Origin of the sequence: Phytohalomonas tamaricis, from assembly GCF_003012345.1 — a bacterium.
Classification (GTDB): Bacteria; Pseudomonadota; Gammaproteobacteria; order Pseudomonadales; family Halomonadaceae; genus Phytohalomonas; species Phytohalomonas tamaricis.
Map to the genome: position 1 here is coordinate 47,048 of NZ_PVRV01000021.1, position 25,496 is coordinate 72,543.

The 25,496-nt window shown below is 47.8% G+C and carries 22 protein-coding genes; 5 read left to right on the forward strand and 17 right to left on the reverse strand.

What is annotated here, in order from left to right:
• Positions 1-222: 222 nt before the first annotated feature.
• Positions 223-1,524 (forward strand): DUF2254 domain-containing protein, encoded by a 1,302-nt coding sequence (locus C3Z11_RS10040; protein ID WP_158700991.1) that lies wholly within the window; start codon positions 223-225, stop codon positions 1,522-1,524.
• A gap of 177 nt (positions 1,525-1,701) precedes the next feature.
• Here the strand turns inward: C3Z11_RS10040 and C3Z11_RS10045 are convergent, their stop codons facing one another.
• Both C3Z11_RS10045 and C3Z11_RS10050 read right to left on the reverse strand, forming a co-directional pair.
• Positions 1,702-2,664: a hypothetical protein gene (locus tag C3Z11_RS10045; RefSeq protein WP_158700992.1), complete on the reverse strand. Its 963-nt coding sequence runs from the start codon at positions 2,662-2,664 to the stop codon at positions 1,702-1,704.
• 155 nt (positions 2,665-2,819) lie between these two features.
• Positions 2,820-3,230 carry a hypothetical protein gene (locus C3Z11_RS10050; RefSeq protein ID WP_106477828.1) on the reverse strand — a complete coding sequence of 137 codons (411 nt, stop codon included), beginning with the start codon at positions 3,228-3,230 and terminating at the stop codon, positions 2,820-2,822.
• Positions 3,231-3,797: 567 nt separating this feature from the next.
• On the opposite strand from C3Z11_RS10050, the gene C3Z11_RS10055 reads away from it, so the two are divergent.
• Positions 3,798-5,915 carry a glycoside hydrolase family 3 protein gene (locus C3Z11_RS10055; RefSeq protein ID WP_106477829.1) on the forward strand — a complete coding sequence of 706 codons (2,118 nt, stop codon included), beginning with the start codon at positions 3,798-3,800 and terminating at the stop codon, positions 5,913-5,915.
• 240 nt (positions 5,916-6,155) lie between these two features.
• Here C3Z11_RS10055 and gspD read toward each other — a convergent pair whose 3' ends face one another.
• The 13 genes from gspD to C3Z11_RS10120 form a co-directional block, all read right to left on the reverse strand.
• Positions 6,156-8,375 carry a type II secretion system secretin GspD gene (gene gspD / locus C3Z11_RS10060; RefSeq protein ID WP_262927341.1) on the reverse strand — a complete coding sequence of 740 codons (2,220 nt, stop codon included), beginning with the start codon at positions 8,373-8,375 and terminating at the stop codon, positions 6,156-6,158.
• Between the two features lie 71 nt (positions 8,376-8,446).
• On the reverse strand, positions 8,447-9,001 hold the full coding sequence (locus tag C3Z11_RS10065) for a hypothetical protein (protein WP_106477830.1): 555 nt from the start codon (positions 8,999-9,001) through the stop codon (positions 8,447-8,449).
• The gene (gspM, locus tag C3Z11_RS10070) at positions 8,998-9,615 is read right to left on the reverse strand and encodes a type II secretion system protein GspM (RefSeq protein WP_106477831.1); all 618 of its coding nucleotides are present in this window, start codon (positions 9,613-9,615) and stop codon (positions 8,998-9,000) included. Before gspM ends, C3Z11_RS10065 begins: the two co-directional genes overlap by 4 nt.
• Positions 9,590-10,690: a PilN domain-containing protein gene (locus C3Z11_RS10075; RefSeq protein ID WP_158700993.1), complete on the reverse strand. Its 1,101-nt coding sequence runs from the start codon at positions 10,688-10,690 to the stop codon at positions 9,590-9,592. Before C3Z11_RS10075 ends, gspM begins: the two co-directional genes overlap by 26 nt.
• Entirely contained in the window at positions 10,687-11,451 is a 765-nt protein-coding gene (locus C3Z11_RS10080; RefSeq protein ID WP_158700994.1) for a type II secretion system minor pseudopilin, read from the reverse strand. The genes C3Z11_RS10075 and C3Z11_RS10080 overlap by 4 nt, the downstream gene beginning before the upstream one ends.
• Positions 11,448-12,077, reverse strand: a complete 630-nt coding sequence (locus C3Z11_RS10085; RefSeq protein ID WP_106477834.1) for a prepilin-type N-terminal cleavage/methylation domain-containing protein — start codon at positions 12,075-12,077, stop codon at positions 11,448-11,450. Before C3Z11_RS10085 ends, C3Z11_RS10080 begins: the two co-directional genes overlap by 4 nt.
• Positions 12,074-12,445 (reverse strand): type II secretion system protein, encoded by a 372-nt coding sequence (locus C3Z11_RS10090; RefSeq protein WP_158700995.1) that lies wholly within the window; start codon positions 12,443-12,445, stop codon positions 12,074-12,076. The genes C3Z11_RS10085 and C3Z11_RS10090 overlap by 4 nt, the downstream gene beginning before the upstream one ends.
• A complete protein-coding gene (locus C3Z11_RS10095) occupies positions 12,442-12,948 on the reverse strand; it encodes a GspH/FimT family pseudopilin (RefSeq protein WP_106477836.1) in 507 nt (168 codons plus the stop codon). The genes C3Z11_RS10090 and C3Z11_RS10095 overlap by 4 nt, the downstream gene beginning before the upstream one ends.
• A gap of 9 nt (positions 12,949-12,957) precedes the next feature.
• Positions 12,958-13,383: a type II secretion system major pseudopilin GspG gene (gene gspG / locus C3Z11_RS10100; protein WP_106477837.1), complete on the reverse strand. Its 426-nt coding sequence runs from the start codon at positions 13,381-13,383 to the stop codon at positions 12,958-12,960.
• Between the two features lie 18 nt (positions 13,384-13,401).
• Positions 13,402-14,613 (reverse strand): type II secretion system inner membrane protein GspF, encoded by a 1,212-nt coding sequence (gspF, locus tag C3Z11_RS10105; RefSeq protein ID WP_106477838.1) that lies wholly within the window; start codon positions 14,611-14,613, stop codon positions 13,402-13,404.
• A gap of 2 nt (positions 14,614-14,615) precedes the next feature.
• Positions 14,616-16,421: a type II secretion system ATPase GspE gene (gene gspE / locus C3Z11_RS10110; RefSeq protein WP_106477839.1), complete on the reverse strand. Its 1,806-nt coding sequence runs from the start codon at positions 16,419-16,421 to the stop codon at positions 14,616-14,618.
• Between the two features lie 293 nt (positions 16,422-16,714).
• Positions 16,715-17,209, reverse strand: a complete 495-nt coding sequence (locus C3Z11_RS10115; RefSeq protein WP_106477840.1) for a TspO/MBR family protein — start codon at positions 17,207-17,209, stop codon at positions 16,715-16,717.
• Between the two features lie 842 nt (positions 17,210-18,051).
• On the reverse strand, positions 18,052-18,600 hold the full coding sequence (locus tag C3Z11_RS10120) for a bactofilin family protein (protein WP_106477841.1): 549 nt from the start codon (positions 18,598-18,600) through the stop codon (positions 18,052-18,054).
• 339 nt (positions 18,601-18,939) lie between these two features.
• Here C3Z11_RS10120 and C3Z11_RS10125 point away from each other — a divergent pair, with 339 nt between their 5' ends.
• The gene (locus C3Z11_RS10125; RefSeq protein ID WP_262927342.1) at positions 18,940-19,527 is read left to right on the forward strand and encodes a bactofilin family protein; all 588 of its coding nucleotides are present in this window, start codon (positions 18,940-18,942) and stop codon (positions 19,525-19,527) included.
• 12 nt (positions 19,528-19,539) lie between these two features.
• Here the strand turns inward: C3Z11_RS10125 and C3Z11_RS10130 are convergent, their stop codons facing one another.
• Entirely contained in the window at positions 19,540-19,881 is a 342-nt protein-coding gene (locus C3Z11_RS10130; RefSeq protein WP_106477842.1) for a hypothetical protein, read from the reverse strand.
• A gap of 1,008 nt (positions 19,882-20,889) precedes the next feature.
• Between C3Z11_RS10130 and C3Z11_RS10135 the strand changes: the two genes are divergently transcribed.
• Both C3Z11_RS10135 and C3Z11_RS16825 read left to right on the forward strand, forming a co-directional pair.
• Complete coding sequence (locus tag C3Z11_RS10135; RefSeq protein WP_262927343.1) at positions 20,890-22,806, forward strand: PAS domain S-box protein; 1,917 nt, start codon at positions 20,890-20,892, stop codon at positions 22,804-22,806.
• 609 nt (positions 22,807-23,415) lie between these two features.
• Positions 23,416-23,640: a hypothetical protein gene (locus C3Z11_RS16825; RefSeq protein ID WP_158700996.1), complete on the forward strand. Its 225-nt coding sequence runs from the start codon at positions 23,416-23,418 to the stop codon at positions 23,638-23,640.
• 514 nt (positions 23,641-24,154) lie between these two features.
• Here C3Z11_RS16825 and C3Z11_RS10140 read toward each other — a convergent pair.
• Positions 24,155-25,462: an amidohydrolase gene (locus C3Z11_RS10140; RefSeq protein WP_106477844.1), complete on the reverse strand. Its 1,308-nt coding sequence runs from the start codon at positions 25,460-25,462 to the stop codon at positions 24,155-24,157.
• Positions 25,463-25,496: the final 34 nt, after the last annotated feature.

The window sequence follows — 25,496 nt, forward strand, 5'->3', positions numbered from 1 at the left end:
TTACATGTGCACTCTATCTGAAAATTTCGAGTGACCGTGTTGCCTATCACTGAATAGCAGAGTAGATGTAAAAGCTTCTTCGCGACATTAAAAATCGCTGGCTAAGTAGCCAAAGTATGATGGCGCGATCCTTCAAAAGAATATGGATAAAGCTAGGTCCACCATATTTTTATATTTATGGGATAAAAAATGCTTTCTTTTCTGACATGGCCCATTAGAGTCATGAAAAACTTTCGAGAGACAATTGCCTATCTGACGAGTTTAATCGTTTTGGTATATCTGTCTTTAGGGATAATGGCGATTTCATTTAAAATAGACGAGTCTCATCTACCCGACTTCTTGAACATATTCGATTTCGATGATCCCGATACCGCCCGAACGCTTTTGGCAACGCTCATTGCGGGTATGATCTCGCTTTTAGTGTTTAGTTTCTCAATGGTAATGACAGTACTGTCTCAGGCTGGTGGAAACTTTTCACACAAGCTGGTTTTTGGGCTAATTACTGAACGAAGGCATCAAAAAGTATTGGGGCATTATCTTGGGACAATCCTGTTTATTTTGATTCTGCTTATGGTACCAGTAGAAGGTAAAACGCCTGATTTATGGCGCTCACTTGCTGTCTATCTGGGTACTGGCATGGTCGTAAATTGCTTGGTGCTGTTTGTTTATTTCATTCACAATGTTTCACAATCAATTCAGATTAATGCAATAACACAAGGGATACATAGTTCTACGCAACAGGCAATGCAGCTCTTAATATCTGTACGAAATTCATCGTATGAACGTTGTTTTGCTTTTCAACAGATTAATCAAGAAAAATGTTACACAGTTTACTCACGTCAAAGTGGCTATATACAAAGTGCTCAGCTCGAGGAACTGGCAAAGCTTGCAGAGAAAGCCGAAGCAGTCATACATCTTAACTTTCGCTTTGGTGACTATACTGTAAGTGAGTTTCCATTATTAAAGGTAGAGACCCAAAAAAAGCCTAATGAAGAATGGTGTGAAGCTGCGTTATCACGGCTTGAGTACGTAGAAGGGGAGTCCATTAAAGGATTATATATTAATGGATTAACCCAGCTAATGGAAATAGCAATAAAAGCGTTATCTCCAGGAATCAATGATCCAGGCACCGCTCGTTTATGTATTCATCAGATTACGGAACTGCTATGCCAGCGGTTGAAGATACAACCTTATAATACGCTCGTGGATACGCAAGGTTTTCATAGAGTGACTTGGCCAGAAGAACAGTTTGAAAGTCTGCTATATCGTGTACTATCTCCAATACTTCACTATGGAAAAAGTGATATAAGTGTTTGTTTGGGCCTAATTAAAGCCTTGAAAACAATATCTTTATTTGCCGATGTAGAACAGCTAAAGATTATTCAGTTGCACGCGGAGCGTATCATAAATGCTCTCTGCGAAGCTGCTACTGACTCAGTAGATAGGCAGTTTATCTCATCACGTTTGGGGGCCGGGGAACATCTTCTAAAGCTGCCTGAACGTTTACCTGAAAAGCAAAAGTAAATAAGCGTTTTAACTGCTTCCTCGCTCAGGTTGTTTGTTATATGAATGGAAATTCAGACAAATATTTTAAGTTCATGAGTTTAAACGCTCATCAGAGCTATCTGATGAGCGTAATATGCACGTAAAGTTCAATCTAGCCTACCGCCTCTAAAGCGCAATACGGGTTTTTACTGTTCATCAAGATGCAAAGATGAAGTTATCCTCAAGATTCAGGCTGAATTTGTGGATCCCTGCCAGGAATACCGTGGCATATTCGCCGTCATCGTTGGTTACACCGACCACTGTTCTGACCGGGTCTCCAAAAGGATAAGCACTTTGAACCTCGGATAGTGCAGAGAAATCTAGCGTATCGTAGTTCGGCTCGAAATTTGCGATAGTAACACTGGGGGCAGCATCGGGGTTACGTGAGTCAAAAACAAGGTCTTCGGTATCAAAAACGAAATTATCAGGTGCATATTCGGTGCCGTTAACGATATCACTATCGACATCGACGATATTAAACGAACTAAACTGATTGGGATTATTAAATCCGTTATCGCCTGATGGAATGAAATCTCGATTATCTTTCATGCCTAATAGTCCCGCCTCACCTTTCAGGTTGGTTAGGTGTAAAGCGAAATCATCACTATCCAAGCCATCAGTTCCCAAGTCTTTATATAAATAAAGATCGAAATCATCGCTTTCGCCAAAAACGAAAGGTAGATAGTTGTCACCATTATTGGCTTCAGAGGCGGCTTTGAAGGCTTCTTCTAATGTTTCGGCACCATTTAAAATAGTGCCCAAATCCAACGAATATTGAGCAGTAATAGCCTCACCATTAACGATTAAAGAGTCATCATCTGTATCGAAACCGTAAACAGTATCAATACCGTCGCCGTCAAGCCCATAGGTTGAGGCTTCGCCGCTGAAATCTAGAACATCATGTCCGATAGGCTCCAGTTTTATACTGCCATACAAAGGCGGTTGAGGTATTGGTTCGCCATTGCTGACATCCGCTAAATTAATCACTTCCTGCACATCTGTCGAAGCACTGTAAGAGAGCCCGCCGCTCAGCTCGCTAGCATCGATAATTGTAAAAGGTGCGTTTTCGGCGCTAGTGGCATCAACAGCTATGCGTCCATTCCCAGAAAGCTCCAGCATAGTAATGTTGCTGCCAACCAAGCTAAGTGTCAGTGTTTCATTGGCTTCAGCGCCATTAACCGCAAAATTCGTAGAAACATGAGCTATCTTGGCATCATCTGCCGCTTTGATACGAGCAGTACCTCCGTCGTAGGCGGTAACAATCTGAGCATCGCTTAGATGATTGATCGTGAGGTTAAGATCATTATTATTTTCCCCATTCGCGGAATTCTCGTCCCTGTTAAGTTGGTTATCATACCTGGATCACTGGCCATGAAATTCAATGTAGATGCATGAGAATAATCAGAAGCATTAACGGTAATAGCTGTATCACCCGGTGTGAATGAAATACTATCCTCCTTGCTAGGCTGCTCGTCATCACAGTCCTGGGTATGGTCGTTATGGATTTCGGAGAGCTTGGTTATGATAGCCTCCAAGTGCATTTTCACCTCTAGGGGGGAGAACGTCCAAGGGCTATAATTATTATCCTTTATAGTATTACCTAAATAATTAAATACTTTCCCGAGATAATTATCGGCGAGGGTTACGGATACATCGATATTTCTTAATTTTGAAATATTAAACATGTCCTGCTCCTTGTCTTTGGAATGAGGAATCCTCTTGCTACGAGGCTCCTTTTTAATAATAAATGACTATGAAAACTTCCTAATTAGCTGAAGCGTGCGTGTCTTGCTGATTAAGACAAATGGACGTGAGTTATTTGTTGTGTTCATTTTTTATTTGATACAAGGAGGCTTGAGGTTTATTTCTTGGCTTAACATGCCATAAAAATAAATTGTTATTTTAAGTAAGTTAATGAAATATTAATTAATTAGAGTTAATTTGCGTTATTTACCAGTAGGTGGAAATTTTTATTCACAATAGGAATAATCATATAAATTTATTTTTTAATTAAATTTTCTCAACGCTGCAGAAGCAGCTGTGCACGTAAAACCGCTCTAAACATCCGAACAATGAAGCATCTGCTGGGTAAGACAAGAATAAAAGGAGACAATAAAAGTAAAAGTATTTTCATTGTGAAATAGGCATACAAGACTAAGGTACTGCTTACTCCCTTAAAAAATTAATTATAATTAGGGGTGGGCTATTAGGCGCTTATTAACCTTTCTGCACACATAAAGAGAAAATCGCTGATGAAAAAAACCTTAGCGCTGATTGGGTTAGCTACCCTATCTGCAAGTGTCTCCGCACAAAATCAAAATGATATAGCGAATATCTCAAGTATATTTACACAATTTTACGCTAAAATAGCGAACATGTATGGATTGGATACAAATAAACTATCTAATTTATTTGAGCAAACTAATGCTGAAATAACAAGTTCTTATTCTGATGGCAAATCTAAATTCGAAGTTAACCATACTTACCAGCAAGTTAAACTCGTAAGTATGGCTGGGTTACCAATGCTTAAAATTGGTAACTTAACCTTTAAAGACATGAATCGTGATGGCCGTGTGAACCGCTATGAAGACTGGCGACTTACACCGGAAGACCGTGCTAGAAACTTGCTAACCCACATGACATTGGAAGAAAAGGCTGGTGTCATGATGCACGGTACTTTTTCAACCGTCACCGACTCAGACGGTAATACAACATATGATATTGATGATATATCCGATATCATCAATAACAAAAAGGTGAATACGTTTATTACCCGGTTGGATATAGAACCCACGAGTTTCGCAGAGGAAAATAACAGCTTACAGCAGATCGCTGAGCAATCACGGCTTGGCATACCTTTAAGTATTAGCACCGATCCTCGTAACTCCTTCCTTTATACCGAAGGGGCAAGCGTTGAATCTGATTACTTCTCTAAATGGCCAGAGGCACTTGGTTTAGGCGCCATAGGTGATCCTGATGTTGTCAAAGAATTCGCTGACATCGCACGCCAAGAATATCTAGCTGTTGGTATAAATACTGCACTTTCACCGCAAGCTGATCTTTATAGCGAACCAAGGTGGGCGCGTGGTAACGGGACATTCGGTCAGGATGAGCAGTTAGCTAAGACACTAGTCAATGCTTATGTTCTCGGAATGCAAAACGGCAATTCTTTGAATGATGGGAGTGTTCTAACGGTTGTAAAGCATTGGGTGGGATATGGCGAGGCCAAAGATGGTTGGGATAGCCATAATCCTTACGGTAAATATGCTGACTTCCACGGCAAAGATATCCGCAAGCACATTACTCCTTTCATTGGTGCCTTTGACGCTAACGTTGCTTCGGTAATGCCGACCTATTCGATTCTTCAGGGTGCAACCTACCGTGGTCGTACTATCGATGAAGAAGTAGGCGCGGGCTTCAGTCATTTCTTGCTGACGGATCTTTTACGTGAAGAGTATGGGTTCCAAGGCGTGATCGTAAGTGACTGGCTGATTACCAATGACTGCAGTGGTGGATGTGAGAATGGCGTCCTGGGTGGCGAAAATTACTCGTTAGGCATGCCATGGGGTGTCGAGGAATTATCCGAAGAAGAACGTTTCGTAAAAGCGGTCAATGCTGGCATTGACCAGTTTGGTGGTGTTGATAACAGTGAAATTCTGGTAGAGGCAGTAAAGGATAAGAAGCTGACTGAAAAGCGTCTGGAGGAGTCGGCATTAAAGATCCTGATCCAGAAGTTTCAGATGGGCCTGTTCGAGAATCCTTATGTCGACGCCTCTAAGGCAGCGAGTATAGTAGGCAATGATGCACATCAGGATGCCGCTGATGCCGCACAGAAGAACTCACTGGTGTTGCTGAAGAATGACGATATCTTGCCTATCGGCAAAAACAAGAAAATCTATCTCTATAATATTGATGCTGATGCGGCACGTGATGCAGGCTTGAGCGTCGTTGATAACTTGGAAGATGCCGATCTCGCCATCGTTCGATCAACAGCGCCCTATGAAACACTGCATCCCGGTTACCTCTTCGGGTCAAGCCAGCATGAGGGCTCTCTTGATTATCCCGATGATAATGCAGATCTGATGATGGTTAATGAGGCTAGCAGTAAGGGAGTGCCTACCATTGTAACTGTCTATCTAGACAGACCTGCAATTTTGACCAAGATGCAAGATAAGGTAAGTGCACTTATTGGGAACTTCGGTATATCGGATGCAAATCTTTTCGATGCGCTTATTAAGTCCCGTAAGTTTGAAGCGACACTACCTGTTGACTTACCTGCCTCTATGGAACAGGTCATCAATCGTGAATCAGAAGATTATCAAGGGGATAGAACACCTTTATATTCTGTAGGATACGGTCTGGCTAAATAACTAGTCGCACAAAAGTTAAGCTTGGCTCTTCACCAGAGCCAAGCTTAATCTTTTATCATTTACAGGTTAGTTCTTGAGCACTTTAATCTTTATCTTCGTGCCGAGAACGTGAATGAACTATTAAACGTTTTATCCCTGCCTTCACTAGGTCCTGCCTGTACAACGAACCCGTTCCTAGAGATATTTTGTAAGTCAGTTCATTCACCAAAGCTGAACGGGGCTAGTGGCCCGCTCTGACTTTCAACGTACCTGGCCGACTTGGTTGGCCGGTTGAATGGGTTGAATGAGTTGCAGCTGTTGCCGGTATTCATCGGTGATTTGGCTGGCTTGGCTATTGTTAGTAATAACCCTTGGTGTGATCAATACGATCAATTCTGAACGGTTTCTGCTGCGTTGCGTACTGCCAAAGAGCCAATGTAGGCCAGGAATACGATTGAGATAAGGCACACTGCTGTCACTTTCTGAATCGCTTTGTTGAATCAATCCACCCAGCAGTACGGTTTGCCCACTTTGGACGGCCACTTGCGTTGAAACGGCGCGAGTTGAGATGGTGGGGTTGCCATTGGCATCCGTTGTCGAACTGGCATCGCTGACTTGCTGCTGGATCGTCATATACACTAAGCCACCCGGATTGATCCGAGGCGTCACGTCTAAAATCACGCCTGTTTGAATATATTCCACGCTGCTGTAGGTCGAGTCGCTAGAAGTCGTGACAGACGTCTGGTTAACAGGGATGTTTTCGCCTACCTGAATTTGCGCCTGTTCGTTATTCATGACAACTAGAGAGGGGGCTGAGAGCACGCGCGTATTGCCGCTGGTTTCTAAGGCGTGCAATGCGACCTGCAAGTTATTGCTGACAAAGGAGTAAAACAGCGCGTCCGATGAACTTAGCGCTGCGCCTCCCTGGCCTAAAGCGCCCTGACTGCCCGAAGTATTTTCCACGCCGGTCGTGTCTGAGTTACCCGCCAGATTGCCTAAGTACCATTGCACCCCCAGATTCAATGCTCCGGTCAGGCCGACTTCCAGAATTCGCGTCTCGATCTGTACTTGGATCGGGTGATTGTCCAGTCGCTTGATGGCCGACTGGATCTCGCTCCATTGCGAAGGACGGCTGCGAATGATGAGCTGATTGCTACTTCTCTGTGCGGTAATACGCACACCGGAATCATTGCCGTTTGGATTGCTCGTCGCGTTATCTTCGTCATTGTCGCTATCGGATTGCATGCCGGTGGAATTCACATCAGTGCTCCCCAGCGAGTCGAGACCATTATTATTTAATCCTCCTAAGCCACGGTTCTGATTCCCTCCAGTAGTACCATTCGATAACGTAGTCGTTCGCAATCCAGGTTGCACCTGAGACTCGGGCTCCTCTGTGACGGGCTCGTTGTTGTAAATCTGGCGTAAGTACCGGGCCAGGTCGGAGGCCTTCATGTTGCGTACGTCATAGACATACATCTGCGGCTCGTCACCCCCCCCTCGGTCAATCGTTTCAATCCATTGACGTACCTCATTGAGGTACTCGGGCTGTGGTGAGATCGCTACGACGGCATTGGTCCGCTCGATGGGAAGAAAACGCAGCATACCGGCCAGCGGGGTGCCGCTTTCCGGGCCGAACAGACGATCCAACTCGGGTATAAGCTCAGTGACACTGGCACGCTGCAGGCCAAAGACGCCAATCGACATTCCCTCAAGCCAGTTCACATCGAATGTATTAATGGTGCGTTCGTAATTGGACAGCTCTTCAGGAGTGCCCGCTAGCGCAATCATGTTGCGTGAGGGGTCGACCAGAAGGAAGGCGTTCTCACGCGCGAAGGGCTTGAGCAATTTCTGCATCTCAACTGCTGAGATGTAGTCGAGAGCGAACAGGCGGGCCGATAATCCATTGCCAGGCTCAGGAATTCCCAAAGAAGGCACGAGACGACCAGGTACCGCCATATTGGCAGGGACAACCATGTAGCGATTACCTTCGCGAACCAGGGCATTGTCGGTCCAAGACAGCAATGTCTCAAGGATCGGTAGTGCTTCGCTTTCGGCGACAGGCTTGGAGGTAGAAAATGTCACCTCGCCCTTCACTCCTTGAGCGATGGTGTAGTTTTCCTGAAGCAGGTCGCCAAGAATACTGTTAATAACCGCTCGTATGGGCTGATTGTTAAAATTAAAAACAATGCCACCTTCATCTTGCGGCGATACTGCCACGGAAGGGGGGGCACGTTCATCCTGACGGTCGATAAAACGGCTAGTGCCTCGGATAATCTGGCTGGATGCATGCGCCTCTGGCACTGTTTCGGATGCGGCCGGTACGTTGGGAGAAGGCTCCTGAGTCAAGGGGCGCTGGTTACCGGTACCCGCGAGCCCTTCACGCAGCAGGGCATCATCCTGTTGCATGTTGGCAGCGGGTGACACACAGCCGGCCAGTAAGGTGGCAGTAGCCAGACAGGCCAGGGGGTAGCGCAAGATCACGATGGTAAAACTCCTGATAAAGAGGGCGGCTGAAAAGGGCTGCCTAGGCTCTGGGGCATGAATAAAGTTTATTATTTCGACGAGGTCTGCCCTGGTGACATAGGTTGAACCTCTGTTGGCGGTGGTGCTTGAGAAGCAGGCCCGAGCGGGGCCTTTTCGATGCTAAGCGGTAGGAGGTGCTGGCGGTCACCTGCCGTGAACAGTACTTCGTCAGGTTCGACTCGCTCCAGCTTCCAGCCATTAGGCAGTGCCTTTCCACGCGCAAGGCTTAAAGCTTTGCCATGGCTATCTTTCAGTAGAGCCAACTGTAGGGTGTCGGTCACGATGACTCCGGTCAGGGTAAACCCCTGCAGCAGCTGAGTCTCGCTCGCTATGCTCATCTGTTGATCGGGCTTGCGGTCCGGGCTGAACACAGGCTGTTTCCATGTGTTGGCATACGCCTCGAGTGGAGGCGGTGCCGGCAGCGCTGGTGTATTGGTGGAGACCGCCTGCGGCTTTTTTTCTTGAGAAGGCAGCCAATGAACATGCCGACCGACGCCAGTAGCAAAAAAGAGCAGTGATGCGGTTAACAAGGCAGCCGTCAGCATAAGCCAAGGGGTTAGTCGGCGATGGTCGGCTTGATTCATGGCGCCTCGTTCTCCTCAGTGGTAGCGACGCTGCGCTGCATATAACCCGTCACGAGCATCTCGACATTGAGGCGTCCCGCTCCACCGGTTGGAGGTGCATCATCCTGGCGTTCGACATGTAACTCTTCCACAAACAAGAAAGGACGAGCCGTTTCCAAGTCGTAAAGAATGGCCTCCAAGGGTTTGATCGCACAGCTTAATTTCACGCTGACTTTGACTTGGATGTTAGGGCCATCACTCGAAGTATTTGACATAGGTGTACGATTGATCAATTCGCAGCCGGCACCCTCGGCTCCGTGTTGTGCAATGATATCGGCCGTAGACTGCATAAGCCCTGCGGTGACTGCGCTGGGGTCTTCCCCTGGAAGTAGACTTTTATCATCTGCATCACTTGCTTGAGCCTGCTTGAGCTGCTTAAGAAGAGGCTCACGTTGGGCCTGTACCGCTGTGTAGCGAAGCTGGGCCTGACGCAGGGTTTCCATCTGCTCATCGATGACGTGCTGGGGCGCAATAAACCAGACATGTACGCTAGCCCAATAAATCAGGCACAAGGCTAAGGCCAAGATCAGCAGTGCTGCCATCCGGCTTTCACGGCGTGTCAGAGTTCGACGCATTGCCAACATCCTCCCGACGTAGATAGGCGAGCAGATAAAAACGCTCCTGTCCGGTAGTTTCGTCGGGCTGGATAACACCCTGAAATTGCGCTCTGGTCAGCGAGGGGCATTTCTTTAACTCATTTATTAAGGCACCGGCACGCTGACTCTGACCGGCCAACCTGACCTGCCCGTCAGTCTCTATGTTTAAATTACTTAGCCAAGTGTCTGGCGGCAGACAATGGGTAAGCTCACTGAGCACGGCACTTAATGGGGGTATAGCGCGCTTACGTTCTGTTAGATAACGAGTGGCGCCCAGGTCGTTTTGCAATTGCTGTCGTAAGTCATCAATTTCGTGGGCAGTGCTGCGCAGATGAGCAACTTCCTGCTGCATTGCAGCAAGCGTTTCTTCACGGTTGTGCAACCAAAACTGAAGCGTTGCGAACAAAAGCATGACACTCAGGGCCGTCAGCCCAACATTTAACAAGCGACGCGGCTTATGACGGAGCTTGCGTCGTTCAGGAGGCAGAAGATTTACACCAAGACGCGCGTCCTTTTCAGTTTGAACATCAATAGCCGTTGGATGGATGCCGAGATGTACAAGTTTTTCTAGAAGTACATCCAGTCGCTCGCGTAGTACCACTGCCAAGACCAATTCAAGAGATTGGGGCGAATGGCTTGGCCAACGGTGCGTTGCGTAGTAGACCTGGCTGGCTTTGAAGGGAGTATGGCGATCCATTTCAAAGCTCAGGGCCGCGGACAGGTCCTGAGCTGCTGCTGCCGGCAGGCTGATAGTTTTCACCAGTGCCTGTCGGGCAGGAAGGAGTATTACGCAGTGCTTCGGCATCACAGAATTATTGTCGTAAAGGCGACGATCGGCGGGGTTATTCATCCACAGTTCACCGTCCTGCCAAACTAGCGTTTGCTCTTCATCATCACGTTCAATGAGCTGGCGCAGGCGAGGCGGCAGAGAGGCATGTAACTCGCCAAACCACCAACTGAAAAAGCGCGGGAATACTGACGCATGCCATTGAGCCTTTAGCGCATTGGAAATAGGGCGGCCCTGAGTAGACCATTTCAATCGAGACGTTTTCATTCTTGCCAGCGCAATACGCTATACGGATGCGTGCTGTCATCCATTGGGTTGAGTTGAACTGTGGCGCTCAACGTGAATCGCGCGCCGTTAGAACGTTCAGCTTGGCTCAGTATGGTCAAAACTTGACCAGGGTCTGTGCCTTCTACAGGATCACGTGATTTTTGGTCCATGACATCACGTACAAGAGGATCTGCAAACGATGCGATGGGTTGGTCGTAGCCGCTCCAGACGGTGATGTATGGCTCTAGACGTATAAACAGGGCATTGTCCATGCCGTTTAGCAGTGCCGCCTCGTCCAAGGTTTGAAAAGGCGCAGAATTATCTTTTTCCTGCTTAGCCTTTAACGCAGTAGCCACCTGCTTGGCTTGTTTGGCGGACGCACCTACCGCCAGCGCGAGGCGGGCAAGAAGCTCCGGTGGGGAATTGTTTAGATCTATTTTTCCTAGTTCACTGACGATTCTAATGGTTACGCGAGTGTCGTCGAATTCGAGCTGGTAGGGTCGGCTATCGGCTAGCCAATACTGTCCTTGTGGTGGGCTGCTCATATTCTGTATCGCCATGGCCAGGCCTGCTTCGGCAGCAAGTTGACTACGGACTGATTGCAGAAGATGCGAACTCTGACGGTTTTCCAAGCGGACAGACATGACAATAGCCCCCATGATCAGGCTCAGCAACGCTAAAGCCCACAGAGTAATCAATAACGCGACACCACGTTGTGTGTGTCTGTAGAGAAAGGGGGCGCTCGTACATACCTGGCTCATGGTAGGGCCCATATGGGAGCGTTGTTATTCAATTCCAAACGCAAGGCCACTTGCAAAGAGGGCCAGGCAATAGGGCCATGAGCGTTAAGCTCAATGCGTACACGCTGTGGCAAACGTTGAGGCCAGGGCCAGCGTGAGAGCCACTCGGTCGGATGCCCCGCGGGATCAGTGCCGCTGTAAGCCAGGCGCAAATGGTCCACATGACGAAGCAGGTGCTGTGGTTCACCCCAGGCTTGGATGGTGTTATTTTCCATACGTTTAGCGAAGTCAATTCGCAGCCACCGATCCCCCTCTGTGCCGTCCAGCCGCAAAGTCTGCAGGTGCAACCCACCCCCTAAATGCGGGGGTAATCTAGCGATAAAACGCATTTCTTGGGGTGTTCCTAGAAATACGTCGTTAGAATTCTGACGCGTAGAATTTACCGCAAACGGTAACGCTTGCTGGAGCTCCCGGCGCAAAAAGTTCTGTGCGCTGCGTATCTCATCCAAGCGCGCGCTGAACTGTTCGCTGCGTGCAAGGGTGTGGTTGGTACTGATCAGAGCCGAACCGATCAGCACTAAAAAAATACCCAGCAGGGTGATGGCAAGAAGCATCTCCAGCAAAGTAAAGCCTCGTGATGACTTCATGGTGCTGTTTCCGCTAGATATTGGGCACGCAGCGTACTGAAGTGCTCACGGTGCCCGTCCGATACTAGGGTTAGGTCAAGACGATACAGCTGAATTCGTGTCGGAATGCCAGTTTTGGTAATGACCAGTTGCCATTGCATGCTATTTTCCAAACGGCCTTTTTGTGTGCCTGATTGCAAGGGGCTATGTACGGATGCATCAAGAAGTGAACGTGCTGTCAACGCCATACGGGTCGCACGACTATCCTTGATTAAGGCATGAGAGGCCTGGCCTATGCCGTCCATCACCACGAAAAAGGTTACCGCCAGCAAGACGATCGCCGCTAACATTTCGAGTAAGGTAAACCCCTTTTGAGCATGGAAGGTCATGGTGGGACCTCCTGCCATCGCACGGTTCCTGTTAGCCAGGCAATATCAATCCGCCAGGTGCGTCCTGCTTTGGTCAACAAGATACTGCCGCCGGTCGAGCTGCCATCGGGGAAAAAGGCAACGGCCGCCTGCTGATTCACTCGAAGCGCTGCGGCGGTAGTCAGCTGCATGTGCATGCCTTGCGGCAGGGAGGTGGGGGTCTGGCCTGGGCGGCGATAGGATTGATGAACCAAATTGAAATCTAGCAGGGTGGCTTGGCCGCTAGTGATGGCTTGAGTGCGTGTCGCACGCAACGCCAATGTAAGGTCTCGGCCGGCTTCACGCGTACGAACACTTTCTAGTCCCCGGGTTATCCCAAAGGAGACCAGAGATAATCCGATGGCAATCAGGACAATGACAACAATCATTTCGAGTAACGTAAAGCCACACTGAGCGCGTGCCGAAGCCGCGCTACCAAAAGGCTTACTCGCTATGTCTGCGCCATTGCCTGCTCCTGAGTGCATGGCGTGTGCTTATTCCCAGTTACCAATGTCTGCACTGTACCCTTCACCACCAGGCTGACCATCCTGACCGTAAAAGATCAGATCAAACGAACCATGCTGACCCGGTGAGCGATAGCCGAACTCATGACCGAAAGGATCATTCAGGTCTGATGATTTGGCATAGGGGCCACTCCAGTTACGCACGTTGGTTGGACGAGTCGTCAGTTGCTCCAAGTTCTTGGGTGGCGTACCGACATCGAGTGCATAGTTCTCGATTTTCATGCTAAGGCTCGCGAGTTGGGCTTTGCCTGCACCATACTTGCCCTTATCTACGTTGCCGCCTACTTGGCGTACCACAATGGTTGCGACGATGCCTAGCAACACGATGACTGCCAGCATTTCCAACAGGGTGAAACCGAGGCTGCGGCGAGGACGGAGGTACATGTTCTTATTCATGACTGTGCTCGTGAACAATTAAATATTACTGGTAAGGCTCATCAATGGAAGCATGATGGCCAGCATGATAAAGGCGACCAGGACCGCCATAACAATAGTTAGACTCGGGACCAGAGCAGCCAAAAGACGATCGATACTCCGTTTTGCTTCGGCGTCAAAGATGTCGGCGACTTTGATCAGCATGGTATCGAGTTGTCCGGACTCTTCTCCTACTTGAATCATTTGTAAGGACAGATGGGGTAGTAGATGACTACTGCCTAAAGCCACCGCCAGAGAGCTTCCTTCCTTGACGTGATCGGCGGCGTCCGAGACGGCGCCTTGCAGCGCGCGGTTAGCACATACTTGGCGGCCTATGGCCAGTGCGGAAAGCAATGGAACACCATTGGACAGCAAAGTCCCCAGCGTACGTGCCAACCGAGCTGTTTCCAGACGCTGGATCAGCGGCCCCATCAGTCGAACGCTTAGCAAGCGCTTATCCCAGCGCATTCTGCGAACGGGATCGCGCCTGCGCGCGCTCACCAGCCAGGCACCGACAATAAGCACGATGAGCATTAGCGAACCGTAATCGGAGATAGCCTGGCTCATCCAAAGTACGCTTTGTGTTATTACCGGGACAGGTACGCCCAGATCAGCGAAAATGGGTACGAATTGCGGTACGACATAGGCCATGAGCAGGATCAGCGAGCCTAACACGCCTACGACAAGAAACGCGGGATAGATCAAGGCGTTGGTGATTTCACTGCGTAGTGTTTGTGAGCGTTCAAGGTAGAGCGCCAGTTGTGCCAGTGTCGCCTCTAATGAGCCACCGGCTTCTCCCGCTTGAACCATGCTGATATAGAGCTGAGAAAACTGACTGCCTTCTTCTGTCAGAGCGGCCGACAGCGGCCTGCCTCCCTTGACACGGTCACGGATGCGCTCGATAAGGCGACGGGACTTGTCTCCACTAGGTTGGCTGAGCAGCGTGCCGAGGGCCCGATCAAGCGGCTGTCCGGCGCTCAGCAATGTAGCCAATTGTTGGGTGAATTGGGCCAGATCCGTACCGCTCAACGGTTCTTGCTTGAACCAGGCACGCCAGCCGACCGTGGTTTCACCCTGGGTAGGTTCAATCTGCAGGATCAATAAGCCACGTTCCTGAAGTTGGTTGATGGCTTCATCCTGACCAGCCGCCTCCAATTGCCCATTGATGGCTTCCCCGGTGGTGCCTAAAGCGCGATAACGGAACTGAGCCATGTCTATTCCCCGCTCGTCACGCGCAGAACTTCTTCAAGCGTGGTGATGCCGGCCAATGCCTGACGTAAGCCATCTTCATAGAGGGTGGACATACCCTGCGCACGCGCGGCTTGTTCCAAGGCTGCCGCGTCGGCACGCTGCATGAGTAAGCTACGCAGGGCATCGTTCATTATCAGCAATTCACTGATGGCGCTACGTCCCCGATAGCCCTCGCCAAAGGGCAAGTCTTGGCGTGGCCGATACAAGCGGATCGGACGCTCATCGGTATAACGTGTCAACTCATACTGTTCAATCACTTCAGGGAGGGGCTCGTAGGATTCCCTGGAGGTGGGATCAAGGCGGCGGACCAGACGCTGCGCCAGGATACCGTTAATCGTCGAGGCGAGCAGATAGTCTTCAACACCCATGTCTAACAGACGTGTAATACTGCCGGCTGCACTGTTGGTATGCAGAGTAGAGAGTACCATATGCCCGGTTAAAGACGATTGAATGGCAATGCGACAGGTTTCTAGGTCGCGCATTTCTCCGATCATGATCACGTCAGGGTCTTGACGCACAATGGAGCGCAGGGCACCGGCAAAGTCGAGCCCGATGCTAGATTTGACCTGGATCTGGTTGATACCTTCAAGTTGATATTCCACCGGATCTTCTACAGTAATAATCTTGCGCTCGGCCGTGTTCAGCCGTGACAAAGCCGTATAAAGCGTCGTTGTTTTGCCCGAGCCAGTGGGGCCGGTCACCAAAAAAATACCATGTGGCCGCTCAAGAACATTCAGTAACGTACCTAACGCCTGTCCGGCAAAGCCGAGACTTTCGAAATCGAAGCTGACTGACTCGCGGTCAAGTAAGCGCATCACGACGGATTCGCCAAAACTGGTGGGCACTGTCGATACACGTAAATCCAATTCTTTGCCCTGAATACGCAGCATGATACGGCCATCCTGAGGCAGGCGACGCTCCGCGATGTCCAGCTTGGCCATAATCTTGACGCGTGAAATGACCGCAGCAGTTGAGCTGGCAGGCGGTGATTCGGACTCGTGCAGCACTCCATCGATGCGATAGCGTACCTTGAGTCGATTTTCAAACGGTTCGATATGAATATCCGATGCTCGATGCTCTACGGCCCGTTGGATGATTAAGTTGACTAAGCGAATGACGGGGGCTTCAGAGGCTAGATCTTTCAAGTGCTCAATATCATCTTCAGAGCGGGATTGTGCATCAAGATTTTCAACGATCGTGCCCATGGCTGAACGACCTTGGCCGTAATAGCGCTCTATCAGGTTCTCGATGTCACTGCGTAGCCCTATAGATAGATTAACCTGACATTCGCAGGCGTAAGCCATGGCATCAATGGCGTAGCGCTCCGCCGGATTAGCTACTAAGAGGTGCAAATAACCCGAATTATTTATATCCAGCGGTACGATATGATGATGTTTGAGAAAGCGTGGAGACACCTGAGGCATATTTTCTAGAAGCTCTGGCGCATCATCTTCATTCAGGAGCGGCGCGCCGAGTAAGGAGGACCATGCCAACGCCAGATCGCGTTCGGAAACCATCCCCAAGCGTAAAAGAAAGGTGCTAAAGCTTTCCTCATCATTTTCATACAGGCGGCGGGCGCGTTCGATATCGCTCTGTTTCAGCTTGGCTTGATGTACTAGCCAGTCACATACGGATTGATCGGTCAATTCTACTGTGCATGCATCAAGTACACTACGACCCTGCTCAACGGTACCGTCAGTCAGCGATAGGGCAGCTGGGCGTTGCCCATTATCAGCCAAGGCCGATGAGTTTCGGTGGAAGAGGCTCATGTCAGTAAGTGATCAATATCTAGTGAGGCGGCAGAGCAAGACCTAACGGATGATGAACCTATCCATCTTTTTTCTTTTCATCCGCTTGATAGGTAAATCCCAAGTGCTTACACGCACCAAAACCGCTTGAACAGGCAGAACTATGGGCAACCAGCGGCTAGAAGTGGTCCGTCGAAGGGGTATTCTCGCTTATGACCACACGAGATGTTATTCACCAAAGGTATAGTGGACCTTCTGTTTGGCATTACGCTGCTCCCTGCCATTGCGACAGGGAGAAGATCACTACTTGATTATTAGCCCAATACTTGTGGATTGAGTTGCCATGCAGTAAACGTCAATGCCGAAGCCACACTGACCCAAATCAAGTAAGGTACGAGCAATACACCGGCCAGTGGCTTTATGCGCCAGAAGAGTACAACTGTGGCCAGTATCAATACCCAAAGCAGCACTATCTCGGCAAATGCCAGTACGCCAAGATGCCAAACGAAAAACAGCCAACTCCATAAAGCATTTACGGCAAGCTGTACGAGAAATAAAGTAAGCGCACTCCGCGTGGTGCGAAAGCCGTTGCGCCAGACCAGCCAAGCGGCAATACCCATCAGGCCGTACAACGTCATCCACACGGGACCAAACACGGACGCAGGCGGTGCCCATGTTGGCTTTACAAGCTCCGTATAAAAAGAAGCGGCCTCAATTGAAGCGATGGCGCCAATAGCTGCAGCAACATAGCTGATCCCAAGCCACAGGATAAGGCCATAACATTGCTTGCGTGTTGATAAATGACTCATAGAAGAACCTTTAAAATGACTGGGCTATACGCTCATCAAGATACTCATGAGCCCCAAAATACTGCATATAATCTAGCCTTCAACACAAGAGTTAGAAGCTCATACGAGTAATAGAGTGTCCCTACTGGCAACATTGTTTGGTTAGAGACTGCTCAAACAATCTCCGATAAGTGCATGAGGCTGTACTACATAAGGAGCACGACCACATCACGCTGCTGCTTGAGTTCCACATCGAGACAGTACCCGAAAGGGATCGGATGGATCCTTTGTAAGTAGGTTAAGTGGGGGGAATCGTAATACCGTCTGCCGCAAGTGGGGCCTTCAAAGCCGTATTGTTACTTTTCTCAATGATAATTGTGCTGGCGAGTTTGCGGTCTAACCGCGACACGGCCGAACCCGCGAGCGTATATCCACTGGCGGTAACATTATCGATCATTGAAACGGAGCCGGCGTTTGGCTATGAATGGTAGATATTTATACCGTTATATAATTTAAAGGTTGAGAATAATTCAACGATAAAAATCTAAATTTTGACTTAAGCAGTTATAAGATTATGCAATGCAAAAATAGCCGACAGTAAAGATAGCTATAGAAGAGGATATAGTCATTCAATGAATAGGTTGCTAAAAGAATATTTGTTTATCAGTGTCTGGGTTAATTAATTAACTCACCAAATTTTCTAGTACAGATAAAACATAGGCTGATGATAGCAACTCTTTCCAAAAACCGACAAGCAGAGGCCAAGCAAGGCAAAAAGCGGAGTGTTTACAGAATGCACGAGTACTTTTATTACGTTTTAACGTCTTACGGATGAACACCGGCACTTTCCAGATAGGGTCACATTACTGGACAGTACCGTGCATTCTGGCACCTGCTGCACAACTGAGTCGTTCTGTAATAATCGTACCGTTGACCTGAGCGCGTGATAGCAATGCTACCTTGTCAACGCCTTTCAATTGCCCTGTCACGCAACCATCGACAATAATGCTGCGTGCTTCGACTGAGTCACTCACCGAGCCGGTTATTGCGATGATAACTTCATGATGGTTGGCCAGAACCGTACCAAGAATGGCACCACGAATAACTAGCGGTTCTTGGGTGACTATGTCGCCACGTATCTGTATGGAAGGCCCGATCAGGCTGGACGGCTGCTTCATTACAATCGCAGCAAAAGACGCTGTCTGCCGCGTGGAGGGGGAAGATGATGCGTTGGAGTGCAGCACATTACTTTGATCAGCCGATTTGATGCTATCGGTAGATGAGTCTGCCGGTTGCGGTAATCTTGAATGATCAAATGTCCGCGAGCGCTTAGCCATACGCCATTTCCCATCCAGTATAATAAGGGGAATTGCCAACACTCCGAGCAAGATAAGCCAATCTTCGAACTCCATAGATATATCCTATTGTCATCTTGATTGACCCAGTAATATGCCAAATATTGGCGTAATAAAACCTGTTACGCTTCGTGCTACTCATCTGAGACTACAGAATTACAGTAAATCGGGTCAACGGTAGGGGGTCGTTAAGCCAGGGTATGATAACGTATCATATATAAGTATGATCGAATGTCGAGAAGGCGATCATTGTCCCTATTAAGGCGGTGCTTGGCGTGGCCTCCTTGAAGATAACGAACTGTACGCCAATACCGTTCAAGTGAAGCGATATCGAAGCGGGACAATTCCGCTAGCGTTACTCACTATGTGACCTACCTCATACATGGAGCTTCTATCATGTTCAGCAAGCCAAAGCCCTCGAACGTATCCGATGACCATGTCGTATCACCTCAAACGATGGGTGCTTCATCACGTAAAGACGAACGTGATATAGAACGCTCCGTTCGTAGCATGGCTCTGATAGGCCCTACTACCCATATTGAAGGTGATATTGTTGGGGAAGAGGATCTAACTATTGAAGGTCAAGTGAAGGGGATTATTGAGTTCAAAGCTAATACTGTCACCATTGGCAGCAAAGGTAACGTACAAGGCGATGTGTTCGCCCACACCCTGCACGTTTCGGGAGAAGTGAAAGGGCGTTTAATTGCGTCGGGTAAGGTTACCGTGCATCACGGTGCTCGCGTTGCAGGTACTATTATATCACCCTGTCTTGTACTGGAAGACGGCAGTATTTTCCATGGTAGTGTTGATATGGACCCAGAGCACGAACTGTTGAGCGAGGCATTCGGCACAACACCATCGGCTTCCGACGAGACCCAGCACGCCGCCTTCAGCTCCGCTGAGACTGCGCCGAAGGATGCATTTCTTGACGAGGAAGACATCCTCCAGACCCCATCGGATGCTGATCACAACCGGTTATCCTGATCGTTTTTACGTTTAGCGCTGATTACCCGCATCCTGCTGGATATCGGACTCACCGCCAGTGTTGTTCGATGTATTGTTCATCTGCTCTGCTTCCTCGGCGCGCCCCATAGTGTCCGAGGAGAGTACGCTTGGCGTGGCTTCATCTTTTGGATGAGGCATATTCGGATTGGCACCAAGCTCGTCGCTGGCCGTGGGGGTACCGGTTTCGCCCATGTCCATCTGGGCATCCTGAGAGGCTTCATTAATTGTCTGGCGGGTACTTTCTACCGCGCTTTCGTTGTCATCACTACACGCATTGAGGCTACCTACAACTATTAGCGCCAAGCTGAAAAATGATAAGCGTACTAAGTTCATGATTTATCCTTACGGGGCTACTATAAAAAATTTGCTATGAATATGAAGTAGTGCAGCAAAGGTCGAGCAATTACACAAGTCGAAAGGAAAAGGGAGGAACGACGATCAACTATTTTGGTTTTTCCTGCCACTACTTAGTTATATGAAATGATCGTTCCAGGCTAAGCGACGAACCTAAGCCGAAGAAGGTTATCCGTAATAATAAGCAGAAAAACAACATCTTCTTGGCCAATAGCCAGCCTGTAGATTTTGCTAATCTTGCCGATGAAATATTGACTAAACATTCTGAGAAGAACAATGCGCAATCTTGAAGATAATATTCGCAGGGAAATAGAAGGCTATATTAGTGCAGGCATGAGCCTAGATGTAGCAGTAGATCATGTTCACCGGAACCGTCAGGGACGGCTGGGCATGATGATCGATACAGTACATAGCGCTATCGCTGCTTCCCTAGCGGTTCAGGGGCAGCCATCAACGTCGTTGTCCAGGGTTCCGACTTTTTCTGGACACCATATTCTGGGAATGTAATGGCGAGCAGCAGGGTAGTTGGGCAGCAGAATAACTATGAGTAGTGTGTTGGCGAGAAAGAATGAGTTGTGCCAAGGGGTTCCAGGCGCATAAGGTATCTTCGTGTTGTTCGCTGAACACGATCTATTAGCATCGCGCGTAGAGATAATGCTGCCGCTAATTTTCTCATATCATCTACCAAATAGCGCCACAGTTTTCTAACGCTACATTAAAGACATAGATGCAGAAGTTTTGGTTGGCTTTGGGATGATGCCATGAAAAGTATACCGCTCTCATACCTGCGTGTTTGCTGTTAAGCATAAAAACGTAAAAGTATTTAATATCTTAGTAGAAGATAAAAAGATAAGTTAATTTGCTATGCTTCTCCATTATTGCATGTTTTTCGCCACAATAAGACAGAGTTAAGTCATAAGCGCAATAAAAGAGTGGTATAATTAGTTTCGAGCTTGATTACTTTTCATTTCTTTCTGGAAGTTTATATTGATCCATAACGAGATTGAGCGAATTAAGCTCCTACATGCTTTAAATCTCCTTGATACCGAAGCAGAGCCTGTCTTTGACCGTATTACACGGCTACTTGCCAAAACACTTAATCTCCCGATTGCGCTAATTACTCTTGTAGACTCTCAACGACAATGGTTCAAATCCAAAGTCGGGCTCTCCATCACAGAAACGTCCATTGAAGATTCCTTTTGCGCGCATGCGGTTGCTCGGAACTCCCCTTTAATCGTAAACGATGCCGTTAAAGATGCCCGGTTTAAAACGAATCCTCTGGTAACGGACGAACCCTTCATTCGCTTCTATGCAGGGATCCCTATCAGAACAATAGAAGGTTATCCAGTGGGTACGCTGTGTGCGATTGATACTCAGCCCCGACAGCTTACAAATGATGAGCGGGAAACATTGAGTGACTTAGCGGGTTTAGTAACTCATGAAATACAAAGGCGTGAAACGGCTTTACTCTCTCGTTCATATATCGAAAGTTCCGATGCTCAGATTAAAGCCAATGAAGCACGCGTTCATAATGTTTTTATGAACGCGGGAGTTGGTATTGCATTAATATCAGCTGTAGGAAAGTGGTTAGATGTTAATGATGCTTTATGTGAGATGTTAGGTTACAGCCGTACAGAAATGGAACACTCTGATTTAAATTTTCAGGACATTACTGCATCAGATGATTTAGAAAATAGCCTGCGTCTTATGCAGCAGTTAATAGATGGGCGTATTGATAAATATCGGCTTGAGAAGCGCTATTTAAAAAAAGATGGGGATTACTTGTGGGTCAACATGAGTGTCACCAAACAGCTAAGCCCAAAAAGAAAAATTGATTACTTTGTGGCAATTATTGAAGATATCCATGCACGCAAAGAAGCTGAGGAGTCTTTGGCCATCTTGCGAGTGGAGCTAGAGGAGAGAGTTGCAGAGCGGACTAAAAAGTTAAGCCGAGCCAATGAAATGCTGTCTACTAGCATGATACAGCAAGTGCGATCAGAGAGTGCTTTACGTAAACGTGAAGCAGAACTCAGCGCTGTATTGGAAAACGCTAATGACGCCTACATTAGTTTAGATAAGACTGGAATTATTAACGCGTGGAATCGCGCGGCAGAAGAAACCTTTGGTTGGACACGTCACGAGGCATTAGGTGAACATGTTGATACCCTCATTATCCCTCCCGAAATGCGCCAGGCGCATAGAGAAGGTATGAAGCGCTTTATCGATAGCGGAATCACCAAGGTTGTGGGGCAAAGGCTCGAAGTATCAGCCCTTCATAAAGATGGTTCCAGCATACCCATTGAGCTGCGCATCAGTGCTATTGATATTGATGGCGAAAAGGTTTTCAGTGCATTCCTGCATGATATTTCAGAGCGTAAGCTAGTTGCAGAGAAAAGAGAAAAAGAAGCTTTGCAAGATGCATTAACTGGACTTCCAAACCGCCGAGCATTATACGAATTGTTACCGCGGGCTATGGCTAGGGTAAAGCGTAGCCGGAAATCGCTTGGATTACTGTTTTTAGATCTCAATGGATTCAAAGCAGTAAATGATACCTATGGGCATGAAGCAGGCGACATTATTTTAAAAGAAGTAGCTAGCCGACTACGTGATGCTGTACGTGAAACCGACGCTGTATTTCGCTTGGCAGGAGATGAGTTCACTATTGTCTTGGAAGGCCTTACTTCAGATGTGGCAGATTCAAAAAGGCTTGCTAAAGAATTATTGCAGGTGATAAGTAAGCCGCTTATTACCAAGTCCTTTACAGCACACGTATCGACCAGTATCGGTATTGCTCTTCACAGTGTAAACGGCATTCAAACAGCTCAACAAATTATTAAATCAGCTGATAGTGCCATGTATGAAGCAAAGAGAGCGGGTAAGGGGATTGTGATATCCTCTTCTTAGTCTAGAGGATAGAGCCTTGTATACAGTGTGTGCGGCTATAAATAAGTGCTATATGGTTATAAATAGAATCGCGATTAGCAGATTGTCGCAATTAATACTATAAGTCCTAGCAAGGGGTTAATGCGGTCCATCGCTATATGTTGTTGTCATTTTTCTCATAGACCTATCTTCTACATTAAGATAGGCGTAGCTCTTAAATTCGCTCTGATAGACGTGTCTGCTGCTCGCGTAAGCAGCGAGGAAGCAAGCTCCCACCTCAGCTTATCGTGGCTCAGTTACGTCCTCATAATGAGTATCGGTATGATCTGGCCTGCAAGACCAGCTGGTCAGCGTTAGGCTGAGTAGTCAGCCTGTCTGTTGTGGCTATCATCCTAAATATATTCATTTTCTGGCTGCTGGTTAGCATTCGGCAGAAGGGCCGCATAAATAAAGAAATATCGAGGGAGCAGTGCCTATCTTGCTTCAGGCAGCACGAGAGCCCTAGCGTATTAACGTGTTGATTTAGAAGGTGTCTGAAGGACTCGCTGACATTAAGCAAAGTTTTCTGTTATATTTAGCGATAAGTATATATTATTTAAATTACAGGTTATAAGCATAAGGTTTTTAATCATGGCTGATATAGATCAAAATGAATGTAAATACTGTGGGCATGAATGGCAAGCAGATGAGTCTATTTGTCCAAGTTGCGGCAATCCTCATAAAAGAGAAAATTCCATCTTTCCGCCTTTTAATGGTCATATGGGTTTTTATTTAAATATTGGCATATCGCTATTGTTTATTATAGCCTTCTTGATCTACGGTATTTATAGCATATTGGATTATACTTCTATGTAATGCTGAATTATGCATTTATATAAAAGTTGGGCGTTATTTGCTCTTTATTATATATCAAGAGTCGATATGTAGCTATGTGGTTCAGTATTATAGAAGTGGCGCTTATGTATTAAGAGTTGCGTGCGGTCGGCCTATTAACGACAGTTAAATATATAAAACTTGTTTTATAGGCACTTGGCAAACATAAGTGAGTCCCGATACATACTCTTTCTATGCAAGACGCAGTTTGCTTCGGCTGGTTAGGCTGAATTCTTCTCTTACTTTAGTGTTTAGGCTTAAACCAGCGCAGCTCGTATAGGATATGAAAAAGTAATCATGACGGAGCGATGAATATTTACGGCTTTATACATTTTTAGATTAAGGCACAAAGCGTAGTCATGGAGCTTGGATAAGCTCTACAATAGGGAAAGCATGTATAGGATATACATTGATGATGTCCGGTTATGTACGGTTAATTAGTTGAAAATATCGATCGCAAGCTTCTATAGCCCTTCTCCTTCTGGACTAACGTTGGCTACGCTGATGCCGAAATGGTCAGCGCGATATGAGTCAGTGAACCGACAGCCAAGGGGAGCACCGACTCATCGAAGTCAAAGCATGGATGGTGATGACCTGCAGCTAAATGAGTGCCAAATATCATATAAGTGGCCTGGCCACCATGCGTTATGACGCGTGCCATCAATGAAGTGGCATCCTCGGAACCCGCCGGCGTAGTGTCATGCTTCACAAGATGTTTAATCCCGGGATAACTGGCCAGGCAGGACGCAATATGCTCAACCAGTAGCGGGCTGGATGCACATTCTTCTGCAGAGCCGACACAATCGATTGAAACGTCAACGTCCTGCATACGTGCGGCACCTTCAATTACTTCCCGGGCGCGACTCTCCATGTAAGAATTGACAGTGGTAGTGGCTCCGCGGGTTTCTAGCAGTAATAGCGCTGAATCAGCAATCACGTTGCGTCCACTACCTGCATTTAGCTGCCCTACATTAATACGTGAAATACCCTCGCTATGGGACGCGATTGAGTGCAAACCAATGGCGCTATGCGCCGCCGCTAACAGTGCGTTGCGTCCAGCTTCCGGTTGGCCACCAGCATGAGCAGCTTTTCCCATAAACCGTGCATCCAGTTTGGAGGTGGCCAGAAAGCCATCAGCCCCGCAAATCACTTTCCCTTCGGGGTGACCGAGCCCCAGATGAGAAGCGATTAAATAATCAACATCATCTACTACACCGGCTTCGACCATCGATCGAGCTCCCCGCACGCCTTCTTCGGCGGGCTGGAAAATCAGCTTTATTCTGCCGCGAAGCTCGCTGGAAAATCGGGTCAACAGTTCTGCGAGCCCCAGGCCAATCGTGGCATGCCCATCATGACCGCAGGCATGCATTGACCCTTCATTGATGGAGGCAAACTTTTCTGAGCTGGGCCGGTGATCCGATTGCTTGGACTCCTGAATAGGCAGCGCATCGAGGTCAAATCGAAACGCCTGAATAGGGCCGGGCCGATGAGTGTCGAGAATTCCAACTACCCCGGTAAATCCTCCTGCTAAAGCGGGCAACCAACGTTCAATGGCACCTTGAGCACGCGCGCGTTCCAAGGCTGCCTTGAGCGTCTGTTCATCTGGTACCCCCATGCGGGCTCCGTCTCGGACCACCTCTTGCCCCAGTTGCACAGTGAACCCCATTTGGCTCAGTTTCTCAGCAACATGACTGGCGGTTCGAAATTCCAGCCAGCCCTGCTCGGGATGCCGATGGAAGTCACGTCGCTGTGCACACAGTTCATGATTGATGGAATTTACATTCTGGACAATGATGTTTTGCATGACGCTTTTTGAGCTCTTGTTATAAGAAATATGA